We start from the raw sequence: 23,863 nt of genomic DNA on the forward strand, positions 1-23,863 counted from the left end.
AGATAGCCCCTATATAAGTTCGTTTGATAACTGTGATGTAAAGGATGCTGAAAAAATAATAGAAAAAGCCAATGAGAAGCTAATCCCGGAAAGCTTTGAAGAAGAAATTGAGTTTAAACTCGGTTCTTAATTATCTCTGAACATCGGAAAATTGCCGTCAGCATTGATCTGGGCATTTAAAAGGACAGCAACTTTTGCCAATCCAAAATTTTTTGAACTCCAAAAACTGCGCTTGTCCACATGGAAAACGCCAAAATATATTTTCTGCGGAGAGATTGTTGGCGACGAATTATTTCTTCCTCGCGGCACCCTTGATTCCTGCCTTTATATTTGCAATAAAGTCGGTGCAAAAGTCATCATCAGAGATGAAAGACTAAATCCAAAACGACTTAAAATAAACTTCAACGGCAAATTATATAATGAACAGCAGTCAGCGGTTAATGAAATTCTTAAATATGAGAACGGTGTTCTTTCTTCCCCGCCCGGTTTAGGGAAGACTGTTATGGCCTGCGCCATAATTTCAAAACGTAAAACACCGACATTGATACTCGTTCACAGAAGCCCCTTGATGGATCAATGGCGAGGCCAGCTTTCAGAGCTTTTGAGTGTTGAAAAAAAGCAGATCGGAACATATGGCGGCAGTAAAAAGAAATTAACCGGTGAGATTGATATTGCCATGCTCCAATCCCTTTCCAACATTGAAAATCCTGATGAATTTTTCCAAAGATATGGGCAAATTATAATTGATGAATGCCATCACATTCCCGCTTTTTCATTTGAAAAGGCTTTAAAAAAGTCTCCGGCAAAATTTATTCTGGAGCTTACTGCCACGCCCTACAGGAAAGACGGGCATCAGGCAATTCTTTTTATGCAATGCGGCCCAATAAGATATGAAATGAAAAACTTTAATCAAGTTCAGTTTAAAAAACTTGTGATTGTAAGAGAAACAGAGTTTAAAATGCCGCAATCTGAACTCAGGCCAGACCCTATACATGAAGTTTGGAGCAAGCTCACAAACGATGAAGCCCGGTTGAAACTTATTGCTGAAGATGTTAAGAAAGTATTGGATGATGGAAGATTCCCACTCATCATTTCAGAAAGGAAAGATCATCTGGCTGCCTTGTCAAAAGCCATTAAGAACACTACTGGCAGCGACACTCTTGAATTTGTTTTTATCGGTGATATGGGTAAAAAGGCAAGAACCAAAGCCCTTGAAGAAATCAACAATAATATTGGTACTGGAAAAAAGCCGTATATTCTGGCAACCGGTTCCCTTATCGGTGAAGGTTTTGATTTACCTCCTCTTGACACACTGATGATAGCTATGCCCGTAGCTTTTAAGGGGAAGCTCGTACAATACGCGGGTAGGCTCCATAGAGAATATAAAGGCAAGAATGACGTAAGAATTTATGACTACTTTGATGGGTCTATGGGTCTTACTGTTTCTATGCTTAAGAAACGTATCACCGCTTATAAAAAGATGGGGTACAAAATTGAAACTCTTGCCGGTTCAAAATCCGGCAGGATGGCTTATAAAAACGATTTATTTGGCTGATTAAATCGTATGCAATTTTTTATTGACATTGCTCAAATAACGTATTACAATTTGTACATACGAGGAGATAAACAATGTTAACATTAAGAATTGATGATACATTAATTAACGCGATTGAAACTACAGCTAAAAAAGAAGGCATTACAAAATCTGACCTTATCAGAAGAAGCATAACAGCTTATATCTCAAAACATATGTCAGCGGATCCATATGAAGCAGGAAAGGCTTATTTTGGTAAATATGACAGTAAAAATCCAAATCTATCCCGCGATTCCGAAAAATTGCTGAAAAGTAAATTTAGAAATAAATAATGGAAAAGATAATTATTGATACCTGTATATTTGTCGCCTTATTTAATAAATCCGACAGGTATTTCCCAAAAGCAAATAATTTTATAAAAAACAACAAAAATAAATTATTATCTACTACTACCTCAGTTATTACTGAAGTAATGTTTCTGCTTGATTTTGATATTAACGCTCAAATAGCGTTTCTTGAATATATGTCATCAGGAGGAATTAAGATATATGATATTTTAGACAGCGATTTGCTGCATATTGCAAAATTAATGGGAAAATATTCTGATTTGCCAATGGATTATACTGATGCGACGATTGTAAACGTTTGTGAAAAAAACAAGATTAAATCGATAGCGACAATTGACAGCGATTTTCACATTTATAAATACAATAATAAAGAAAGTTTTAATATTGTATTTTAGAAAGTGAACTCTTTAAAAATATTATCTTATAATTGAGAAAATTTAATGACTGCTGATATAAAGAGAGCTATCTTTTAATGGGAATAAATAATTTATGCGAAAATTAGCTACTATACAAAAAATAGAAGAAATGCAACCGGTAGAAAATGCCAACCAGATAGAAAAATGCCGCATAAAAGACTGGTGGATTGTTATATTAAAAAACCAATTTAAGGTTAATGAAAATGTGGTATATTTTGAAATAGACAGTTTCCTGCCGATTACGCCGGAATTTGAATTTCTTTTAAAAGGAAGTTCCCCTAAAAAGATGATAATCGATACAGTGGAGAGAACCGGCATCCGTTTAAAAACTAAAAAAATAAGAGGCCAGTTATCACAGGGGCTTATAATGCCTTTATCAATTTTAGAGGGCAAAAAATATTCAAAAGACACGAGAGAAAATCCTGATTATAATTTTTTTGCGGGAAAAGACGTCTCGGAATTGTTAGGGGTTTATAAGTATGAACCACCTTTGCCCGCATCTTTAAGCGGGGAATTTAAAGGGGGTTTTCCGCCATTTGTGCCAAAAACAGATGAAGAAAGAATACAAAATTGCGGCGATCTATTGGAAAAACACAAAGGCGAATTATTTTATGTCAGCGAAAAGATTGATGGGACGTCGGTAACTTATTACAAACACAATAATGAATTCGGGGTCTGCCAGAGAAACTGGGAACTAAAGGAAACCACTGTTATTTATTGGAAATTAGCAATGGAATTTGACATCAGAAATAAGCTTGCTGAAGGGTTTTCCATACAGGGTGAAATAGCAGGCGAGGGTGTCCAGGGGAATCCACTTAAACTAAAAGGACAGCATTTATTCATATACAATGTATGGGATATTAAAAATAATAAATATTTAGACTATAAAGATTTTATCTGTTTTGTAGCGGCAATGGGGCTGAAGACAGTGCCGATAATAAACGACAATTTTGTATTAATGCACACGGTTGATTCTTTGCTTGCAATGGCTGAAGGCAATAGCGCTATAAGCAGTAACCCGCGCGAGGGCCTCATATTCAGGCCTTTGTCCGAACAGAGGGATTATATAAACGGTGCCATCAGCAGGTTGTCTTTTAAGGCCATAAGCAATAGCTATTTAATAAATTATGAATAAATTATGAAAATTTTACTGAGTTATAAAAAGTTTTAAAGTATAATGAAAGTGTTTTGGAGAAAATAAATAAGGAATTATAGGTTAATAACAATGAAGGAAAATTTATGGAATACGAAACAGTTATCGGATTGGAAGTTCACGCGCAGCTTTTGACAAACACGAAAATATTTTGTTCCTGTTCCACAAAATTCGGGCAGAAGGAAAACACGCAGGTATGTCCGATATGCCTTGGAATGCCGGGAGTATTGCCTGTTTTGAATATAAAGGTGATGGAACTGGCAATTAAAACAGCCCTGTCCCTGAACTGTAATGTTTTGCAAACCATGCATTTCGACAGGAAAAATTATTTTTATCCTGATTTGCCTAAAGGATACCAGATCTCACAGTTCGATTTTCCCCTGGCAAAAGCAGGGTTTCTTGAGCTTTACTCAGGCAAAAAGATCGGGATTACACGCGTGCATATGGAAGAAGACGCGGGGAAATTAATACATCCCGATGCATTGGAGCACGCGGAATACAGCCTGGTTGATTTAAATAGAGCGGGAACACCGCTTTTGGAAATTGTCAGCGAACCTGATATTAGAAATCCGGAAGAGGCTAAAGAATATCTTGAACTTTTGCGCAACACACTGCGTTACATAGAAGTTTGTGACGGGAACATGGAAGAGGGGAGTTTCAGGTGCGATGCGAACGTTTCTATACGGTTAAAAGGAAGCGGAGCTTTTGGGACAAAAGTGGAATTGAAAAATATGAATTCATTCAGGAATGTCGAGCAAGCCCTGGAATATGAAGTAGAGAGGCAGAAGAAGATTTTATCTGAAAATGGAAAGATATTCCAGGAAACAAGATTATGGAATGTGGATAAGTGCGTGACGGTTTCCATGCGGAGCAAGGAAGAATCCCATGATTACCGTTATTTCCCGGAACCGGACCTCGTCCCTTTTTCACCCGGGAAGGAATGGATTAAAGAAATATTGGAAAGTTTGCCCGAATTGCCGCTCGCTAGGGAGAAACGGTTTGTTTCCCAGTATAACCTTCCAGGGAAAGACGCCCAGACTTTAATAAATGAAAAAGAACTTGCTGATTATTTTGAAGAATGCGTAAAAATTTGCGTCCCCTACCCGACGGCGGACGGCCAGCCTAAAATTGTAAGTAATTGGATTTTGAATGAGTTACTGGCTAAATTAAAAGAAAAAAACATTTCAATAAAAAAATGCCCTGTTACACCGTCAAATTTCAGAGAAATGATAGGACTTTTGGATAAAGGCGCGATAAGCGGGAAAATCGCGAAAACGGTGTTTGATGAAATGTTTAATACCGGTGAACCGGCGGAGTCAATTGTAAAGAAAAAAGGATTGACACAAATTGTTAACACGGATGAGATAAGCTTGCTTATTGATTCTGTCTTGAAACAGCAGGCAGAAGTAGTTACATCTTACAAAAACGGCAAAGAAAAAGCTTTTGGATTTTTAGTCGGCGAGGTGATGAAAATTTCCAAAGGTAAGGCAAATCCCAAATTAGTCAATGAATTATTAAAAGAAAAACTAAAAGTTACTTAGAGCAGGCTCTTAAAAATTCTTTTAAAACAGGCATATTTCTTTGTTATCTTCCTCATTTTATCCACAGATTAAGCACATCTGCTATTTTAAGGAAAAAATCATACTGTTTTAGATATAAACTTAAAATTTTATATCTTTGAACAAAAAAAAATCACTAACTATCGTTGTTTAAACGATTTTTCTGTAAAACTAAAATTTTCAAGAAAAAGCTAACAATATCAATAAGTTACACATATCTATTTATAAAATAACAAAAAATTTTTTTAAGATTAATAGTCTTTTAATAAAAAAATCAATTAGATTAAGAAATATCGTATGGATGTAGTGTAAATAAGGGTTTTTTTAATAATAAAGGAGGTTTGTAACAGGTTATCCACACCCAAGTCCATATATTTTTATATGGACCGGGGTGAGACAATGGTATTTTAGTGCTGAAGTGTTTCAACAAAGTCCTGATATTCTTCAGCACTCATTAAAGAGGCGAGTTCTTTTGGGTCGTTCATCTCAACTTTTATCATCCACCCGTCATCGTAAGGGGAATCATTTACAATTTCAGGGCTGTCAAGAAGCTCTTCATTTGTTTCTATAATTACGCCGCTTACCGGAGAATATAAGTCTGAGACAGTTTTTACTGATTCTACAACTCCAAATTCGGTTAAATGCTCTACCTCCGATTCAATCTCAGGCAATTCTACAAAAACTATCTCGCCTAGTTCGCTCTGGGCGTAATCTGTGATACCAATAGTTGCCAAATTTCCTTCAACCTTTACCCATGTATGTTCTTTTGTATACTTGAGTTCGTCTGGATGATTCATAATGTTTTTCCCCTCCTGATAAAATTTTTATTTCTTTTATTTTGTCCATCTACATAAACGGTAACAGGTTTGAAGTTTTTTAATTCTTCTTTATTATAATAACCGTAAGAGATGATAATAACAATATCTTCCGGTAAAACTAACCTTGCCGCGGCGCCATTAATGCAGATTACGCCGCTACCCCTTTTCCCCGGCATAACATAAGTTTCCAGGCGGTTACCATTATTGAGGTCGACAATCTGGACTATTTCGTAAGGAAGAATCCGGGCTTTCTCCATTAGCGCAGAATCTATCGTGATGCTTCCTTCGTAATGCAAGTTGGCATCCGTCACGGTTGCCCTATGTATTTTTGATTTACAGACTTTATATAACATATAAAATATTTTTTGAAAATAAAGTGTAACGAGTTTTTTTATCTATGTCAAGAAAAAAATTTAGAATGTAAAATTCTTGACATAATAAGGCTAATATTGTATATTTTTAATAAACGTGAAACGTAAAATGTAAAACGTCAGAAGCAAGAAATTTTATTTGCTATTAACGGGTTACGAATAAAAGGGAGAAAATTGTGAAATTAGGAATTATCGGGCTCCCGCAGGTTGGGAAAGAAACTTTATTTAATTTGCTTACACAGGGAAAGGTTGAGAAGACAAAAGGACATTTTGAAGAAGTAACGCTTGGAATTGCCGAGGTCCGCGAAGAGAGACTGGCTGAATTGGCCAGGATTTATCAGAGCAGGAAAATTACACCGGTAACGATTGAATATTTTCTTTTCCCGGATATCCAGGATGATGCGGAAAAAACGCGTCAGCTCTTGTCCGGTTTGGCGGATATGAACGCGATTGTGCATTTAGTGAGGGCGTTTAAAGATGAGTCGGTTTTTCACGCGGCTGGGTCGGTTGACGCGTGCCGGGATATAGAAAAAGTTAATGATGAGTTGGTTTTTTCGGATTTATTCAAAATCGAAAGGCGTTTTGAGAGATTGGAAAAGGAGTTAAAAAAACAGAAAGACGCGGTAAAAGAAAAAGAGTATGAAATACTGAAGAAATGCAAAGCTTTTCTTGAGGGAGGAACTTTCCTGCGTGAAGTGGAATTTGGTGCGGAGGAAGAAAAGTTAATCAAGGGCTTCCAGTTTTTGACACAAAAGGGTTTATTGGTTATTATTAATGTTGATGAGGATAAGCTTAACGATTTTTCCCTGCTTTCGGAAATCAAAAAAAAATACGAGCGTAGAAACACGGTTTGCCTGCAGGTTAGCGTTAAAGTAGAACAGGAAATTAATCAGCTCCCGCAAAATGAACGCGCTGAATATATGGAGGCCCTTGGAATTAAAAAATCGGCAATGGAGGAAATCACCCAGTCTTCATTCAGGCTGCTGGATCTGATAGAGTTTTTTACAGCCGGCGAGCAGGAATCGCGCGCATGGTCAATCAGGCGCGGATTTAATGCCCAGCAGGCCTCGGGAGAAATCCATTCTGATATTGAAAGAGGTTTTATCCGCGCGGAACTGATTAAATACAATGATTTGATGTCTGTCGGCGGAAGCCCTGTCAAGGCCAAGGAAAAAGGCCTGTTTACTTTAAAGGGAAAAGATTATATTGTTGAAGACGGGGATATATTGCTTTTCAGGTTTAATGTGTAAATAAAATGAAAAAAGTCATAACATTTATCATGGCAGGCGGGAAAGGCGAGAGGCTGTATCCTCTGACAAAGGACAGGACCAAGCCGGCGGTCCCGTTCGGTGGAATTTACAGGATTATAGATTTTACTTTAAGCAACTGTATTAATTCAAACCTGCGGAAGATTTATATTTTAACCCAGTATAAATCCGCGTCTTTAAACAAGCATATACGGCTTGGCTGGAATATATTTTCTTCCGAATTAGGAGAACACATAGAAATTTTACCGGCGCAGCAGAGAGTAGGTGAATCCTGGTATCTTGGGACCGCGGATGCCATTTATCAGAACCTTTATCTTCTTGATGTCGATAAACCTGATGATGTATTAATATTGGCCGGCGATCATATCTATAAGATGAATTATTATTCTATGATAGATTTCCACAGGGCGAAAAGCGCGGATTTGACAGTTGGCGTTGTGGAGGTTGATAAAGAAAAAGCAAGTCACTTTGGAGTAGTGGAGGTTGATAATAAAGGCAGCGTGATTGGGTTCCAGGAGAAGCCCTCCGAGCCAAAGGCTATACTTTCAAAGCCGGATAAGATATACGCGTCCATGGGTATATATGTTTTTAAATACCCTGTTCTTGAAAAAGAATTGCAGGAAGATACAAAAGACTCCAAATCCCTGCATGATTTTGGGAAAAATATAATTCCTCATATGTTGAACAAAGGATATAAAATCGCGGCGCATAATTTTATTGATGAAAACAAAAAAGAGGCAAAATACTGGCGGGATATCGGGACGATTGACGCGTATTATGACGCGAATATGGATTTAGTCCAGATTGACCCGGTATTCAATCTTTATGACAAAAACTGGCCGATAAGGACCCACCAGGAACAGTTTCCCCCGGCAAAGACAGTATTTGCCGGAGGTGAAATTTCGGAACGTATCGGTCTTGTGCTTGATTCTTTAATTTCAGGAGGTTGTATTATAAGCGGCGGTAAAGTCCAGCGGTCCATACTTTCTCCAAATGTCAGAATAAATAGTTTTTCCCAGGTTTATGATTCTATTCTTATGGAAGGTGTTAATGTCGGGAGGCATTCAAAAATAAAACGGGCGATTATCGATAAGGATGTAAATATCCCTGAGGGAGCGGTCATCGGTTACAATCTGGAAGAAGACAGGAAACGTTTTACGGTAAGTGAAAACGGGATTGTCGTGGTTGAAAAAAGAGCGGATATAAAATGATTAATTTCGATAAATTTACAATTAAAGCCCAGGAGGCAGTCCAGGGGGCGCAGAAGACAGCACTGGACTATAACCACCAGCAGATTGACGTGGAGCATCTTCTTTTATCGCTTCTGGAGCAGAGAGAGGGTGTGATAACCCCTATTTTCCAGAAATTAAACGTTAACGCTGATGAAGTGATTTTAAAGATAAAAAGAGATTTGGAAGGCATTCCTAAAGTTTATGGAAATGTTTCCCAGGCATATTTTTCAAACAGGATTAATAATGTCTTTAATACCGCATTAAAGGAAATGGAGCAGTTTAAAGATGAATATGTAAGCAATGAACATCTTTTACTGGCTATCGTCGAAGAGAAGGGCGGTAAGGCGGGTAAAATCCTGCAGGGGGCGGGAGTAGACAGAAATAACCTTTACCGCGTCCTCCAGGAAATTCGCGGTTCACAAAGAGTTACGGACCAGAACCCGGAGGATAAATATCAGGCTGTTGATAAATATAGCAGGGACCTGACTGCTTTAGCAAGAAAAGGCAAACTTGACCCTGTTATCGGCAGGGATGACGAGATACGAAGAACAATACAGATTCTGTCGAGAAGGACTAAAAACAATCCGGTTTTAATAGGTGAGCCGGGGGTCGGGAAGACCGCGGTTGTAGAAGGCCTTGCCCAGCGGATAGTAAGCGGCGATGTTCCCGGGGCTTTGAAAGACAAACGGCTGGTTGCCCTGGATTTAGGCGCTTTAATTGCCGGCGCGAAGTTCCGCGGAGAGTTTGAGGACAGGTTAAAGGCCTTTTTGAAAGAAGTTGAAAAGGCGGGGGGCGGAATAATTTTGTTTATTGATGAACTGCACACCCTTGTCGGCGCAGGCGCGGCTGAAGGCGCGATTGATGCCTCGAATATGCTTAAGCCGGCATTGGCAAGGGGCGAATTAAGATGCATAGGAGCCACGACATTGAATGAGTACCGTAAGTATATTGAAAAAGACGCGGCCCTTGAGAGAAGGTTCCAGCAGCTCTACATTGGACAGCCGAATGTAGAGGATACTATCGCGATATTGCGCGGATTAAAGGAAAAATATGAAGTGCATCATGGTGTCCGGATTAAAGATTCAGCGCTGATTGCCGCTGCCACATTATCAAACCGTTACATTTCAGACAGGTTTCTTCCGGACAAAGCCATAGATCTGGTTGATGAAGCGGCATCGAAGCTGCGTATTGAGATAGACAGCCTGCCGACGGAATTGGATGAAGTTGAACGCCGGATAATGCAGCTTGAAATTGAAAAACAGGCACTTGGTAAAGAGAAAGATAAAGAATCTAAAGAGCGTTTAAAAAAACTGGATAAGGAATTAGCCGACCTTAAGGAAAAAAGCAAGGGCATGAAACTCAAATGGCAGAAAGAAAAAGAGGTAATCCAGGATATTCAGAAGATTAAAGAAGAAATAGAAAATGCGAGGACCGAGGAAAAAAATTATGAGCGGAAAGGGTACCTTGAGAAAGTCGCTGAACTTCGCTATGGAAAAATGGTGGAACTGAACAGAAAACTTGATAAAGATAATAAAAAACTGCAGGAAATACAAAAAGACGGTTTAATGTTAAAGGAAGAAGTGGACGAGGAAGACATCTCGGAGGTGGTTTCAAAATGGACGGGGATCCCTGTTTCAAAAATGATGCAGGGCGAAGTTGAAAAGTTGCTTGCGATGGAGGAGAAATTAAAAGAACGTGTAATCGGCCAGAATGAGGCAATTTCCGCCGTGGCAAACGCGGTGCGCCGGAGCCGGGCTGAATTGCAAGATCCAAACAGGCCGATGGGGTCTTTTATTTTTCTCGGGCCCACGGGTGTGGGAAAAACTGAACTGGCACGGACCCTGGCCGATTTTTTATTTGATGATGAGCGCGCTATTGTCCGGATTGACATGTCCGAATATATGGAAAAACACACAGTCGCAAGGCTTATTGGCGCTCCGCCCGGTTATATCGGTTATGAAGAAGGAGGGCAGCTGACTGAAAAGGTCCGGCGCAGGCCGTATAGCATTGTTCTTTTTGACGAGATTGAAAAGGCACACCCGGATGTTTTTAATGTCTTGTTGCAGATACTGGACGAAGGAAGGCTTACCGACGGGCATGGACGGACGGTTGATTTTAAAAATACGGTTATTATTATGACATCAAACCTCGGCAGCCAGTTAATCCAGGAACTTGGCGGCAAGGATGAAAATGAAATGCGCAGGCGCGTGAGTGAAATATTGAAAACTTCTTTCAGGCCGGAGTTTTTAAACCGTATTGATGAGACCATTATTTTCCATAACCTGGAACGTAAAGAGATTAAAGAAATAATTAATATTCAGCTGAAAAAGTTTTCCGAACGGCTTGCACAAAAAAATATTAAATTGTCGCTTTCCGAACAGGTCAGGGATGTTTTAGCTGATGAAGGGTTTGATCCTGTTTATGGGGCAAGGCCGCTGAAAAGGGTCTTGCAGAAAAAAATTGAGAACCCGCTGGCTTTAAAACTTTTGGCCGGTGATTTCAAAAACGGGGATATAATCCAGACAAAAATAGAAAAAAATAACCAGATAGAATTTTTTGTTAAATGATTTTTTTTAAAGAAAGGGGAAATAAAGATGAAAAAATTGGCGGCTTGTTTTGTAATAATGTTTATTTTATCTCCGCGATATTTTGCAAAAGAAATTATAAAATCTAAAGAGGCGGAAAAAATAAAAATTGAACCGGCCCAGCCGTTAACAGTAAACATAAAATTGCCATACAAAAAAAATTTTAAAGTTAAAGAAGTCAAATTTGAGCTGGATAATATAGGCCAGGATTTGTCAGGCCAGTATATTTTAGCTGTCAGCAACAACAACAGGGGAGATAGCGAATCATCGGAAGTGGCTAAAGATAAAACGTGGGTTGTCCAGGAAATAGTGGCAAATGATAGATTTGAACTCAGCAGGATAGAAATTAAAATGGAAGTTCCACTTGAAGATAACCAGGAACTTTTGGTGTGCGATAATGACCTCTATGAGAAAACTAGGGGTGTTATCAAATATGATGAATCCAGGAAGGAATGTTTTGTTGTGTTAAATCCAACCGTGCAGGTCCAGGAAAATGAGCATATTTTTATCGCGATTAAACTGGCGGAAACCCCGATAAATGTAAAAACCGGTCCAGAGGAAAGGTTGATTGCGTTTTACACTGAATATCCCGATGGTTTTAAAGAGCGGGACCCATTCCCTGAATTTCTAAAAAAAGGCCTTACCAGCAGTAAAAATTCGTTGATTTATAAACTTTATTCCAAAGAACCGTCGGATGTCCAGCCTTCATTCCATATTAAAGTTGACGATGGTTTTAATCCTGTCTGGACGTGGAACGGCGAGGAGAAAATGGTTTTAAAGGACAAAAATATTTTAGAGTCAATAGACATGTATTTTTCGGAAAACCGGAACAGTTTTAATGAAAGGGATGACATAATTTTGCCTTTTGTTTTTACCCCGGAAAATTCCACCTATCCGATTAATTTACAGCTGGCATCATGGGAAATGGAAATTAAAACCCCGGAAGACTATTTTATGGAGTTAAAGTCCGCAGTTGAGGAAATATTTAAAGACAACGAAGAAACAAAGACAAATCTTGTCAATAAACTTAAGGAAATGTGGGATAGTTTTAAAGATGACGCGGCGGATGATTTAAAAGAAAAAATCTCATCATTTGCCCAGGATCTTTATTCAGAACAGCAAGAGGCCAAAACAAAAGGGGACGAGAATGAAATCAAGGGTGTCCTGGCCTTGACCGATGAATTAAAAAGCATATTATAAGAAAAACAGGATATTTTACTTTATGGGTAGTGTATATAGTAACCGTTTTTCCATAATCCGTTTTTATCTTTTTCCATCCACGCGAAAAGCCTGGTTTTCAATTCAGCCAGCTTGCCCGGTTCGAGATCAGCCAGGTTATTAAGTTCATCCGGGTCTTTTTCAGTATCATAAAGTTCGAAAAAAACGCCGTCTCTCGTTGGAATATAAATAAGCTTATACCGGCCGTCGAGCACCATTCTGTGCTTGGCGATGTTTGTGAGGTCCCGGTACTCCGGCCGTATTACGACTTCATTGTTATATTCCGTGTCGATCGAACCGAGGCTCACGATGTCGGGATACATGATACGCTGTTTCTTATCCCCCTTGTCCGTGAACCACAAGCCTGTTTCGGCGAAGGTGTCGCGCGGCCCCGTCTTTTCACCGCGCATCAAAGGCAAAAGCGAAGTTCCTTCCATTGTTTCAGTCCAGGGTAAAGAGAGCATCGATAACAGAGTCGGCGAAAGGTCGATATCGCGGACAATTTCATCAACGGTTTGCGCCTTGAATTTTTCCCGCGGGTCATAAATTATGAAAGGCACGTTTAAAACCTCTCTGCCCCGCAAGTGTTCGCCGTGACCCTGGCCGTATCCGTTTTCGTAGAGCTGTTCCCCGTGGTCCGCGAGGACAACGATAATCGTGTTTTTATCAAGATTATTCTTTTGAAGAAAGAGGCGAAGCCTCCCGAAGGCGTCGTCCGTGCACGCCACGGCTTGAGCGTACAACGCGCGGACCTGTTTTAAATCTTCATCCGGCAGGGTTACAGGCTCGCCCGGGATATTCGGTTTATAATATTTGTAAGGGCCTGAATATTTTTTATCCGCATAAAATTTGTAATAAGGATAAACCGAAGCATAAGGAAAATGCGTCGTTGAAAAAAACACGCATAGGAAAAACTTTCCTTTCATTTCTCTTATCGTTTTCTCAGCCTCTTTCTCAAGCAGGAAAGGGTCGGCGTTATTCGCGAACTCTTTAATGACCGGGAAGATTTTCCTGCTGCAGGAATTAGTCAGGTAGGGTAAAAGAAGATAATGGATTTCAAGCCCGCGCTGTTCGATCACGGTGTTAAAATTAAAATAAGGCGCTTTGACGATGTCAAACCCTATTTTTAAACGCGTGAAAATATCGCCTGCGAAATCGCTCACGACCGCTGTCCTATAGCCGTTTTGTTCCAAAACCGCGTTAAGCGAGCCTTCCTCGTGTTCGCGCAATGATTTTTCCGGGAACATGTTGCGCACGCCGTGTTCCGCCGGATACGTGCTTGTCAGATACGTTATCCACTGGGGCAAAGTTCGGGGAAGAGACACAAAAAAATTGCTGAAGGTCACTCCCTCCCTGCCAAGCTTAAAAATATTGGGCGCGATTTTTTCAATTATATGGTCTCTGCGCAGGGAATCCGATCCGACAATGATTATGTTCGGTCCGGAAACCGGTTTATCGGCATAATTATTTTTAAGCCCGGTTAAGCCATACACCGCAAGCAGTGCCAGAATGAAAATTCCGGCTGAAATCCTTGTCTGCGTCTTCGCTTTTTTGAACAGAAAAAACGCAAAAACCAGTAAAACAGATAAGGCGATGATGTTATAGAAAAAAGGATTAAAATTATCCGTTATGAAGACCTGAAACGTTTTCCTTAAGCCACCTTTTTCATAAAAAAATTCGCTGTAAAGCGCGGGATATTTGAGAATATTTTGTGTAAGAAAATAAAATTCCAGAAGAAAGAGTGAAATTATTTCCATCAAAAGTTTATTGAACAGCCTTGATCTTAAATAGGTTTCCGATAAAACCGTTTTCCAGAAAAAATGAACAAGTATGCCGAAGGTAAATCCCAGAAGGAGGTAACTCAATAAAACCTTCGCCTGCGAAAATATGACCGCCGGCAAAAAATAATCCGTGATTACATCTTTACCCGCCTCACTTTTCACGCCCATGTATGAAAAAGACTTCTGGTCGAAAATGCAGAAAAGATAGAATAAACCGTAAGTCAGGCTGCCGGTCAGTCCGTTCCTAAGTATTGATTTATCGATAAATTTAGAAATTCTTTCTCTCATAATTATCTCTGATTAGCCGGGTTGATGCCGATACATGGGTTTTCGCAGTGTTTCAAAATAAAGCGACACCCCGTACGCCGTTTGGCTTTGTTATTCCGGTGTCTGCTTCTTTTGTCTCAGCTTCTTAATAAATAACCGCACCTGATTTGATTTGGAATGACTGGGTTTGGCGTATTTACCGCAAAAATCCAGGAAGTAACGGTATCCGTTATCTTTTTTTTAAGTAAGGCCCCATATGGAGGTAAAATATTATCAGGTATATTAAGCATGATATATTATCCAGAAAACTGGATAACATGGCAAAAGGCATACTATCTGACGGAGCAAGTATAATAAACATAAATAGTTAAGTCAAGAAAAAATTTTATATTTCTTGACCTGGCTGTAAATTTTTGATATTATCTATAAAACTATATAATATATTGTTCAAAATGGAATATTGAAGGAGGAAGAAATTGAAAAAGGTTTTTGTTTTATCCCTGATATTTTTAATTTATGCTTGTAACACAGGAGCCTATGCTAATGATGTTGCAGCAAAAGCACAAATAGCGGTTGTTCAAGAAAAAATACCCGTGATTAATTCAATTTCACCCTCTTCAGGCTCCAGTGATACAACTGTTTCCGTAACAATCACAGGAAAAAATTTTGATAGTACATGTAAGGTTTATATTGGAGCTGGTGGTCCATATATAGTAAGTAATATAAGAACTCACGATGATGCTCAAGGGGTTTATGTAATAAATAATTATGCTTATATAGCAAATGATGATTCGGGATTACAAATAATTGACATAAAAGACATTAATAAACCTAATATAATTGGAGAAATAAAAACTTTAGGTAACGCACGCGGAGTTTTTGTATTGGGAAATTATGCTTATGTTGCAAGTTATGGTTCAGGTTTACAAATAGTTGATATAAGTAATCCAACTAAGCCAGTTGTCGTAGGAGGAATAGATACTCCAGGGTATGCATATGAGGTGCGAGTTGTTGGAAATTATGCTTTTGTTGCAGATTACCAAGAAGGATTGCAGATTATAGATATTAGCAATTTAAGCAAACCTGCTATTATTAGTAATGTAAAAACATCTCATTGGGTAAACAGTGTATATATATCAGGTAGTTATGCATATATAACTGAAGATAGCGCTGCATTAGGTAGTGCTAAATTGATTATAGTAGATATAAGTGATTTACATAATCCTAAAATAATAAGTTCGCTAAAAGGTAGCAGTGGTGATATCTTTATAGATGGAAAGTATGCTTATATTGGAGGAAGAGGTGGATTATTCGTAGCAGATATAAGTAACCCAACTAAGCCAATTAAAATAAGCGATATAAATGTCCCTGGAGATGTTTGGGGATCATATCTATCTGGAAAATATTTCTATCTTGTCACTGAGCGAGCGGGATTACAAATAGTAGATTTAAGTGATCCTACAAAGCCTATATTGACTTGCAGCATTGGCCTACCTACTTGGGCACTCGGTGTTTATGTAGTGGATAACTATGCATATATTGCAAATTGGACAGAAGGATTACAAGTAGTAGATTTGCGTGCCATTCAAAACCCAACAATTGTCGCAAGTTTAAATCCCTACCCAGATATTTTTAACGGGGGAATGGCACGTAGCGTTTTTATTTCAGGAAATTATGCCTATGTTGCATTTCAAGGTAAAGGGTTGGGAGTAATAAAGGTAGAAGATAGTCGGCATCCCTTTATTGCAGGTAACGTAGCTACACAAGGTGGTGCTATTGAAGTATTTGTGAACGGCAATTATGCCTATCTTGCAGACTGGACAGCAGGACTACGAATTATTGATATAAACGATCCAATGAAACCAAATATAGTAAGTAGCATAGAAACTCTTGACTGGGCCAAAAATGCAGTTGTGTCTGGAAATTATGTATATGTTATTTACGCCGCAAATAAATACCAAGGGTTACAGATAATTGGTATAAGCAATCCAGCTAAACCTGTCAAAATGGGTGATATTAAAACTAAGGGTAGCCCAAGCGATATTTATATAACAGGGAATTATGCCTATATTTCGATTGAATGGCCGAGTTCTGGATTGGAAATAATTGATATTAGTGATCCAATAGCACCTAAAAGTATTGGTAGTATTTCAACAGGTAATGAGGCTGAAGGCATATTTATTTCTGGTAATTACGCATATCTTTCTACAAAGTCTGGTTTGCAAGTAATAGATGTAAGTAATCCCTCCGTTCCTCAAAAAATAGGAAGCATAAATACAAATAGCGGTCTAGGGAAAATTTTTAAATCAGAAAACTATATCTATGCTTCAGACGGAGGATTAGTAGCAATTGATGTAACTGATCCTTTTAAGCCAAGAATAGCTGGAAGTATAGATACTCCCGGCAGGGTAGCAAGTCTATATGTTTCTGGAGACTATGTATATATAACTGATTGGGAGGCTGGATTGCAGATAATTCATAAAAAAAGCTTAGGAATTATTTGTGATCAGGTAAAATTAGATGGAGTCGATAAATTAACGGTTGAAGTGCCAAAAAGTATGATGCCGGGGAAGTACAATCTTAGAGTTGTTAATTCCACAGGTAAAGAAGCTGTTGTTCATAATGGATTTACCATTAATGAATCAAAATAGGTTAAGAAATATTGGGAACTTCTGGATCTTGTAGAGTATCTAGGAAGACTTATGACTCTAAGATTTTCTGAAGTAGATAAAAAATCAGGGAAGAGATGAAAAAAGAGTTATACTAATGGAGAATATTAATGAAACTTATTGCTTTTGAAACAAAGATTTATTATTTAAAGTTTTTCTGTTATAATCAGGCAAAAGGAGTTTGAAAATGAAACAAAAACTTACAGCTATTATAGAACGTGAAGGCAATATGTATGTTGCTCTATGCCCGGAATTAGATATTGCCAGCCAAGGTGATAATATTGAGGTTGCGCGCCATAATCTTCAAGAGGCCATAGAATTATTTTTTGAAACAGCGTCTCCTAAAGAAATAAAAAAACGGCTTCATGAAGAAATTTATATAACGCAAGTTGAGGTGGCAGTTGCCTAAATTACGCATACTTTCGGGTAGAGAAGTTTGCGCTATTTTGGCACAGCATGGTTTTCAAAAAGTACGTACAAGAGGCAGTCATATTGTAATGCAGAAAAAGATACCTCAAAGTACGATTACTGTTCCTGTGCCAGACCATAAGGAAATCCGCATCGGTACTCTTCAATCCATCATTCGTCAATCTGGCATACCTAAAACAGAATTTGAATCTTAATGAAAAGAATTAATATAAAAAAAATTAGAAATTTCGGAGTAAGATATAAGAAGATATAGGGGACGTTGGTGCTGAAATTGCTTTACAGCAATAAGGTATTAATATAAACTGAAACCATTAGGGGAAGTGCCGTTGGTCTACTCGACCCTGATTACTCTGATTACTTGTCGAAGCAATAAATTATTACTGAAAATGGGAATTTATATAATTGCGATAATGCAATTGAACAGAAAAACCGAAGTACTGGGGAAAAGAGAGGAAAATAAATCAAAAACAATAGAAGCTGTCAGCAATGCGTCTTCACAGACAAAGTGGAGGGTTGAATGACGACAACGACAATACGCTACCTTATCTGTATGACATTGACCATGATGCTTTGCGGTTGCGGACAGAGTTCTTCCACCAATCCGGAAACCATTCGTTTACTGCTGGCGTGCGGTCTGGAGGTGAACGCTACAGACAATCTTGGAGCGACGCCGCTGCACTATGCCGTCTTCAGAGACTACCGCGAAACCGCCGCCGAGTTGCTCCATGGAGGTGCCGATCCAAACCGTCGTCTCTCTCGCGAAGCCGTCGTCGAGACATTCTCAGGGCAAATTCGTCCACAAGAGACTTCCGTTGCCGAGTTTACAGCATTGATGCTCGCGAAGTCCGGGGAGATGAAGGATTTGCTGCGCCGGTACGGGGCCCGTGAGTAGGAACTGGGGGAGGTTATCGGCGGGAATGGTGGATTTCGTAGGAGAACATAGGGCTCCTAACTATTTAAACTTTCTTATCGGGGGCCTATGGAATGAAGCCAAGGGCATTTATTGAAAAATATTTAAAAAGAGAATAAAAATTTCTAACCAGGCCCCTGTTGAGTTTTGCGTTATTTCTTTTCCGGCTCGCTCAGATACCCCCACTCGGAAAGCATTTCTTTGAACGTTCCGGTGACACCCTTTTGTTTTTCCCATTCAAGTTTGTATTTTGCCTCGCGCCCCCAGGAAATCTGTAATTTTCCGCCGGAATCAACATCGGGGGGCACGCCTTTCATCAGGTAAAAATCTTCCCCGCCTATTTCTTTCCGGCCGTCTTTTAAAAGCGGAAGCGCGTAACCCGACACCAGGATTTTCGACAGCGGAACCTCTTTCAAGCTGTTTTTTATGCTTACGGACAGGGAAGCGTTCGGCGGCAGGGTCGCGAAATTCAGAACCGCTTTTTCAGAGGTAACTTCGAACTCCAGTATGTTACTCTTTATCTTTGTCTTTCCTGCTCCTTCCATTGAATAATTACCAAACTTTCCCTTCACGGCTATTGTTCCCGTAATCTCTTTTCGCTCCGGATTATAAAATTTAACAATGTTAACTTCGGGGTCGGGCTCGTATTGATCAAGTATATTACGCATCTTCTGGCGCAGAGCCGCTTCCTTTTCAATTATATTTACTGTTTCCGCCGGGTCATTTTCAAGGTCATACAGTTCTTCCGGGACAAACACCTGCATTTTTTTGCCCCGCTTGTCGTAAACCCCGAAGTTTCGAATATACTTGTATTTATCGCTTACCCTGACACCTTTGTTAAATCTTCCCCTCATGAAAATAACATTATTTTCTTCTTGCCCCTTGCCCCGCTTGTCCGCCGTGGCGGATGACCCGTGATCCAGAACACCCATCATGCTTTTGCCTGTAAATTTCTCCGTAGTTTTTATGTCCATCAGGCCGAAAATCGCCGGCATTAAATCCAGTAACTGCACGGTTTTTGTGATTTTCAGTCCCGCTTTTATTTTCCCCGGAAGACGCATCAAAAGCGGTACGTTGACATCGCCGTCCCTGAGAGAAATTCCGTGGTCGTGAAAAACAGCCTTTTTCCCGCCCGGCAGGGTATGGACTTCGAGGTTCTCGCCGTGGTCGCTCAAAACAACCACAAGCGTGTTCTCGCTCAGTTCCATTTTATCCACCGCGTTGAGCAGTTTTCCGATATACTCGTCTGTGTAATTAACGTCGGCTTCATAGAGTGTGCGGTACCATTTTTCGCTTGTGAACTCATCCAGTGTTTTTCTTGTCCTAAAAAAATATTTCAACGGAGGTTTATACGGGCCGTGAGGCGCGTCATAATAAAGAAGCAGGCCAAAAGGTTTATCTCCGTATTGATTCAGCCAGTTTATGGCCTCGTTTGTGATGTGGACATTGCTGTACCCGTAACGTTCGATAATTCTCGCATCGTTAAAACCAGAATCCACCCCGAATCCCGCGCCGTCGGTAATTAATGAAATAGTCCCTATTGAACCTGTGTAATAACCATGTTTATTTAAAATTGTCGCGAGGGTGGGTATGTTTGATTTATAGAAATTATTTCTGCTTTCTTTGCTTGATACATATTCCAGGGATATCTCGCCAAGTTCAAAAGGAAGTTTTGATGTTAAAAAAGACGTGACAGATTGCTTGGTCATATTGCCGTTGGCTATGGCCTTTTCAAAACTGGCCCCCTCACTGGCTAACTTATCAAGGTTCGGCGTCAGGTTTTTTACTCCAACCGCGTCTTTGCGGAGAGAATCAACAATGATAAAAATCAGGTTTGTTTTTTGTGCCGGATTTTCATCGACTTCGGTAATTACAGGGTTTGCCCAGAAAGCGGGCCCGCCGCTTCCGTTTGTTTCCAATATGAGTTTTATATCCTTGCCGGAAAACCCTGTTAAACTTGCCTTGTACTCATGCCATTTGCTGTCACGGTCCTCCATCTGGACGTTTAAATACTGGTGAAAATTTTTATTAAATTTATCCCTGTGCCGGTATGGAAAAATTTTAAAAGGATTGATTTTTTCCCGGAAAATGTCATGTGTTTTATTTTGGGAATCAATTATTTTTACAATAAATTCACACGGCTCATTTATTACCCCGCAGGAAAATTCCAGCCGCGGTTTATTTTTGGGAAGGGTCAATTCGTAAGTTATAGCCGTTGACGGCGGCGCGAATAAAGAATTTTGATGAATTATCCTTAAAGGATACCACCCGAGGGAAACATGCATATTTTCAGGGGTTAAGTGATAATCCCTGTTATCGTTGAGATAAGGATAAGTTTTTAAAAGCATCTGGTATTGTTCATCAAAGTTTTTATGGGAAATTTCCGCCTTTGGGCTCAGCTTTATAAGGTCATGCACGGTTGCTCTCTTTTGCCTGATTTCCTGTAAATCAAATCCAGGGGATTTAACCCTTTTGTCGTCGGGAAGTATAAATGTAAAAAAAACGGCAAGGGAAATCAAAATCAGGAAAAAAAACGCGATCCCTACAATTTTTATAAACTTCATGAAAAATTTCATAGTTATATGTTTTATCATTAAAATGGCGAAAAATCAAATAAATAAAAAAATTTATTAAACATCCGATAAATAAAACATATATGAATTTAAATGATATAAAAAAAATATTTTTAAAAAGGTCACTGCTGATTTTTAGTTTATTGACTTTATGGCCGATATGTTTTCTTATCTATAATGAGTTAATATACGGCCGGTATAGATATGTTACCATCGGGACGCTGATCGCTTACATAGGCCCTCTTATATGCCTGCCTTTTATTGGATATCTTTTGCAGGACCGTTATGAAAAAGGAGAAGAGCTCTCGAATGCCACAGAAAAAATTTCCGAATTAATGCTCAATGTTGTCCAGAAAAAACAATTAGGAATAAGATATAATAATCCATATTTAAGCCCCTGCTGGGAGATAAAAAAATGCGTCAAGAAGGAATGCCCGGCTTATAAAGCAGATAATTTGAGATGCTGGCAGATCGCAGGCACATATTGTGCGAAAGGGGTTTCGGGAGAAATGGCAGGAAAGATAAAAGACTGCAGGTTATGTAAAGTATATAAAACAAGCATCCCGAACGAACTTGCCGATATAGGGGAGGATTTTAACAATATGATGGTTGTCCTTGAATATATGTCCGCACAGCAGTATGAGGACTATATCAATACCACCGAGGCCCTGAGCAAGCTTATCGAAATGAAAGACCCGTATACCGGCGGGCAGCATTGCCATACGGTGCAGAGATACGCGCTTGGAACGGCTAAATATTTAAATTTACTGCCTTCACAAATGGAAAATATTAAAATTGCGGCTATCCTCCATGATATTGGCAAGATAGGAATCAAGGGGGCCATTCTTAATAAAAACGGGCCGCTCGATGATATGGAATATGAACAAATAAAAAAACACGCCTTGATTGGCGGCGAGGCGATAAAAAGCATAGGAAAATTAAAGGACATACGCATGATTATAAGGTATCATCATGAAAGATACGACGGAAGAATGGATGGAAAGTTCAGCTCATATACAGGGGAGGTCAGGGGGGAACAAATACCTGTAGAAGCCCGTGTTATAACTTTAGTGGACGCGTATGATGCTATGACTTCGGACCGTCCTTACCGTAAAGCGATGAGTAAAGAAGAAGCCATGGAAATTATCAAAAGGGAAAACGGGGCACAGTTTGACCCGAAATGCGTTGAGGCATTTTTTAAATTTCTAAAAGAAGAAAAAGTTATTTAATAATCCTTTAGTGAATTTATAACAAGCCCTGTAAGAATTTTCGGATAAAAATACGTGGATTTATGGGGCATCCTCTCGCCCAGGGACGCAATTTTTTTAACCTGGGAGATTTTGGTGGGGTTCAAAAGAATTACTGCCTTAAACTCTTTTTGGTCAACTTTATCGCACGCTATTTCAGTATCGGCAAGGTAAGAAATATCTTCTTCCTTAACCTTAAATATGGTGTGGATTAAAATATAGTGCAGGACAACCACATCAAGTTCTGCCCATTCCCTCGGTTTCCCGTGTTCCAGTTTTTCCAAAACATGATTATGGTCTTTTAACGTGAGAAGCAAAAACGAGTTTTCTCCTGAGAGGTATAACCCAAAAAGGTGTTTTTTTAACCTCCCTTTCTCCATTTTGGCAATTAACATTTTTAATTGAGACGTTTTTTGTTTTTCATCCCTGAAAGGATATTTTTTGACGAAAAAATATTTTTCCAGTTCACTGGTCATTATGGGCGAAAAGTTTTTTAGCAAACGGTGTGTGGGTAAAATAGTTAATCCTACATCGTCCATATTGGAGAGATACATCATAACATAATTATAAGGCTCCTCGCCTGTGAATTTTTTATCCCTCTGCCTTCTTTCGTTCCGGTAATTTAGCGCTGTTTCGTACCTGTGGTGCCCGTCAGCGATAAAAAGCGGTTTTTTTTCTATGTCCTTCTGGATTTTTCTTATCTTACGCGTGTCTGTAATTTTCCAGAGCCTGTGTATTGAACCTTCTTCATCCTTTAATTCAATTTCCGGTTTGCCGAGCCCGGTATTAAAAAGCTTATTGATTTTATTTGTCTTGTCCGGGTAAAGACCGAAGACCTGGCTTAAATTGGTTTTGCAATGCCTTAAAAGCTCTAACCGGTCGGAAGTCACCTTTTTAAAGGTTTTTTCGTGCGGCAGTACCACACCGCTTTCGAAATCCTCTATTTTTACCAACGCAATAAAACCTGAACGGACTTTTCTTAAATTGTTTTTCAGGCAATAGGTTTGCGTGTGGAAATAAAAAGAGGGAATTTCATCGCGGTAAAGAATATCTTTTTCCAGCCATTCGTTGATAAAATTATTGGCCCGGATATATTTATTTATCTTAAGATTATCGCCTGCAATCTCTTTTCCCAGGTCAAGACGAACGATGTTATAAGGAGATTTCTTGTAATATTCATCCTGTTTTTTTGGGGTTATAACGTCGTAAGGCGGTGTGGCAACCTTGTGTAAATATCCGACATTTTTTTGATTATATAGAATTCCTCTAAACGGGATGATTTTTGCCATAATTTTCTCTGAATCTAATATAAATTTATATTCTATCACGATAAAAAATATTTGTAAATTGTTAAAATCATTTAAGGACTATCCCCAAAAAATAGACATAGAAAACAGTAAGTAGTTGTGAAATAAGGAATAAATAAAAAAAGGAAGTGTAAAAGCATAATTTTTTATATTTTTCAAAAAAATGGGGATACTTTTTT

The 23,863-nt window shown here is 39.0% G+C and carries 19 protein-coding genes; 14 read left to right on the forward strand and 5 right to left on the reverse strand.

Going from position 1 to position 23,863, the window contains the following annotated elements; all coding sequences use genetic code 11:
* Positions 1 to 163: 163 nt before the first annotated feature.
* From AB1498_01970 to gatB, 5 genes are all read left to right on the forward strand, one after another.
* Positions 164 to 1,555 (forward strand): DEAD/DEAH box helicase family protein, encoded by a 1,392-nt coding sequence (locus tag AB1498_01970; protein MEW6087054.1) that lies wholly within the window; start codon positions 164 to 166, stop codon positions 1,553 to 1,555.
* A 74-nt stretch (positions 1,556 to 1,629) separates the two neighbouring features.
* Complete coding sequence (locus tag AB1498_01975) at positions 1,630 to 1,866, forward strand: CopG family transcriptional regulator (GenBank protein ID MEW6087055.1); 237 nt, start codon at positions 1,630 to 1,632, stop codon at positions 1,864 to 1,866.
* Positions 1,866 to 2,276, forward strand: a complete 411-nt coding sequence (locus AB1498_01980) for a PIN domain-containing protein (protein MEW6087056.1) — start codon at positions 1,866 to 1,868, stop codon at positions 2,274 to 2,276. The genes AB1498_01975 and AB1498_01980 overlap by 1 nt, the downstream gene beginning before the upstream one ends.
* Positions 2,277 to 2,370: 94 nt before the next feature.
* The gene (locus AB1498_01985; GenBank protein ID MEW6087057.1) at positions 2,371 to 3,432 is read left to right on the forward strand and encodes an RNA ligase (ATP); all 1,062 of its coding nucleotides are present in this window, start codon (positions 2,371 to 2,373) and stop codon (positions 3,430 to 3,432) included.
* Positions 3,433 to 3,536: 104 nt separating this feature from the next.
* Positions 3,537 to 4,991, forward strand: a complete 1,455-nt coding sequence (gene gatB, locus AB1498_01990; protein MEW6087058.1) for an Asp-tRNA(Asn)/Glu-tRNA(Gln) amidotransferase subunit GatB — start codon at positions 3,537 to 3,539, stop codon at positions 4,989 to 4,991.
* A 425-nt stretch (positions 4,992 to 5,416) separates the two neighbouring features.
* Here gatB and gcvH read toward each other — a convergent pair whose 3' ends face one another.
* Together gcvH and panD are read right to left on the reverse strand one after the other, a co-directional pair.
* Positions 5,417 to 5,806: a glycine cleavage system protein GcvH gene (gene gcvH / locus AB1498_01995; GenBank protein ID MEW6087059.1), complete on the reverse strand. Its 390-nt coding sequence runs from the start codon at positions 5,804 to 5,806 to the stop codon at positions 5,417 to 5,419.
* Positions 5,803 to 6,180: an aspartate 1-decarboxylase gene (gene panD, locus AB1498_02000; protein ID MEW6087060.1), complete on the reverse strand. Its 378-nt coding sequence runs from the start codon at positions 6,178 to 6,180 to the stop codon at positions 5,803 to 5,805. The genes gcvH and panD overlap by 4 nt, the downstream gene beginning before the upstream one ends.
* 194 nt (positions 6,181 to 6,374) lie before the next feature.
* Here panD and ychF point away from each other — a divergent pair, with 194 nt between their 5' ends.
* From ychF to AB1498_02020, 4 genes are read left to right on the forward strand one after another with little or no spacing between them, the layout of a single operon-like run.
* Entirely contained in the window at positions 6,375 to 7,448 is a 1,074-nt protein-coding gene (ychF, locus tag AB1498_02005; GenBank protein MEW6087061.1) for a redox-regulated ATPase YchF, read from the forward strand.
* Between the two features lie 5 nt (positions 7,449 to 7,453).
* The gene (gene glgC / locus AB1498_02010) at positions 7,454 to 8,677 is read left to right on the forward strand and encodes a glucose-1-phosphate adenylyltransferase (protein ID MEW6087062.1); all 1,224 of its coding nucleotides are present in this window, start codon (positions 7,454 to 7,456) and stop codon (positions 8,675 to 8,677) included.
* On the forward strand, positions 8,674 to 11,265 hold the full coding sequence (clpB, locus tag AB1498_02015) for an ATP-dependent chaperone ClpB (GenBank protein MEW6087063.1): 2,592 nt from the start codon (positions 8,674 to 8,676) through the stop codon (positions 11,263 to 11,265). Before glgC ends, clpB begins: the two co-directional genes overlap by 4 nt.
* A 27-nt stretch (positions 11,266 to 11,292) precedes the next feature.
* The gene (locus AB1498_02020) at positions 11,293 to 12,483 is read left to right on the forward strand and encodes a hypothetical protein (protein ID MEW6087064.1); all 1,191 of its coding nucleotides are present in this window, start codon (positions 11,293 to 11,295) and stop codon (positions 12,481 to 12,483) included.
* Between the two features lie 20 nt (positions 12,484 to 12,503).
* Here the strand turns inward: AB1498_02020 and AB1498_02025 are convergent, their stop codons facing one another.
* Entirely contained in the window at positions 12,504 to 14,570 is a 2,067-nt protein-coding gene (locus AB1498_02025) for a sulfatase-like hydrolase/transferase (protein MEW6087065.1), read from the reverse strand.
* Positions 14,571 to 15,025: 455 nt separating this feature from the next.
* Here AB1498_02025 and AB1498_02030 point away from each other — a divergent pair, with 455 nt between their 5' ends.
* From AB1498_02030 to AB1498_02045, 4 genes are all read left to right on the forward strand, one after another.
* Entirely contained in the window at positions 15,026 to 17,200 is a 2,175-nt protein-coding gene (locus AB1498_02030) for an IPT/TIG domain-containing protein (GenBank protein MEW6087066.1), read from the forward strand.
* Between the two features lie 205 nt (positions 17,201 to 17,405).
* Entirely contained in the window at positions 17,406 to 17,627 is a 222-nt protein-coding gene (locus AB1498_02035) for a type II toxin-antitoxin system HicB family antitoxin (GenBank protein MEW6087067.1), read from the forward strand.
* Positions 17,620 to 17,841: a type II toxin-antitoxin system HicA family toxin gene (locus AB1498_02040; protein MEW6087068.1), complete on the forward strand. Its 222-nt coding sequence runs from the start codon at positions 17,620 to 17,622 to the stop codon at positions 17,839 to 17,841. The genes AB1498_02035 and AB1498_02040 overlap by 8 nt, the downstream gene beginning before the upstream one ends.
* Positions 17,842 to 18,164: 323 nt before the next feature.
* Complete coding sequence (locus tag AB1498_02045) at positions 18,165 to 18,539, forward strand: ankyrin repeat domain-containing protein (protein ID MEW6087069.1); 375 nt, start codon at positions 18,165 to 18,167, stop codon at positions 18,537 to 18,539.
* Positions 18,540 to 18,709: 170 nt separating this feature from the next.
* Here AB1498_02045 and AB1498_02050 read toward each other — a convergent pair whose 3' ends face one another.
* Positions 18,710 to 21,121 carry a sulfatase gene (locus AB1498_02050; protein MEW6087070.1) on the reverse strand — a complete coding sequence of 804 codons (2,412 nt, stop codon included), beginning with the start codon at positions 21,119 to 21,121 and terminating at the stop codon, positions 18,710 to 18,712.
* Positions 21,122 to 21,213: 92 nt separating this feature from the next.
* On the opposite strand from AB1498_02050, the gene AB1498_02055 reads away from it, so the two are divergent.
* Positions 21,214 to 22,359: an HD-GYP domain-containing protein gene (locus AB1498_02055; protein MEW6087071.1), complete on the forward strand. Its 1,146-nt coding sequence runs from the start codon at positions 21,214 to 21,216 to the stop codon at positions 22,357 to 22,359.
* Here AB1498_02055 and AB1498_02060 read toward each other — a convergent pair.
* Positions 22,356 to 23,666 (reverse strand): DUF1015 domain-containing protein, encoded by a 1,311-nt coding sequence (locus tag AB1498_02060; GenBank protein ID MEW6087072.1) that lies wholly within the window; start codon positions 23,664 to 23,666, stop codon positions 22,356 to 22,358. The genes AB1498_02055 and AB1498_02060 overlap by 4 nt on opposite strands.
* Positions 23,667 to 23,863 lie beyond the last annotated feature (197 nt).

It is taken from the genome of bacterium (genome assembly GCA_040754625.1).
Taxonomy (GTDB): Bacteria; JACRDZ01; JAQUKH01; order JAQUKH01; family JAQUKH01; genus JAQUKH01.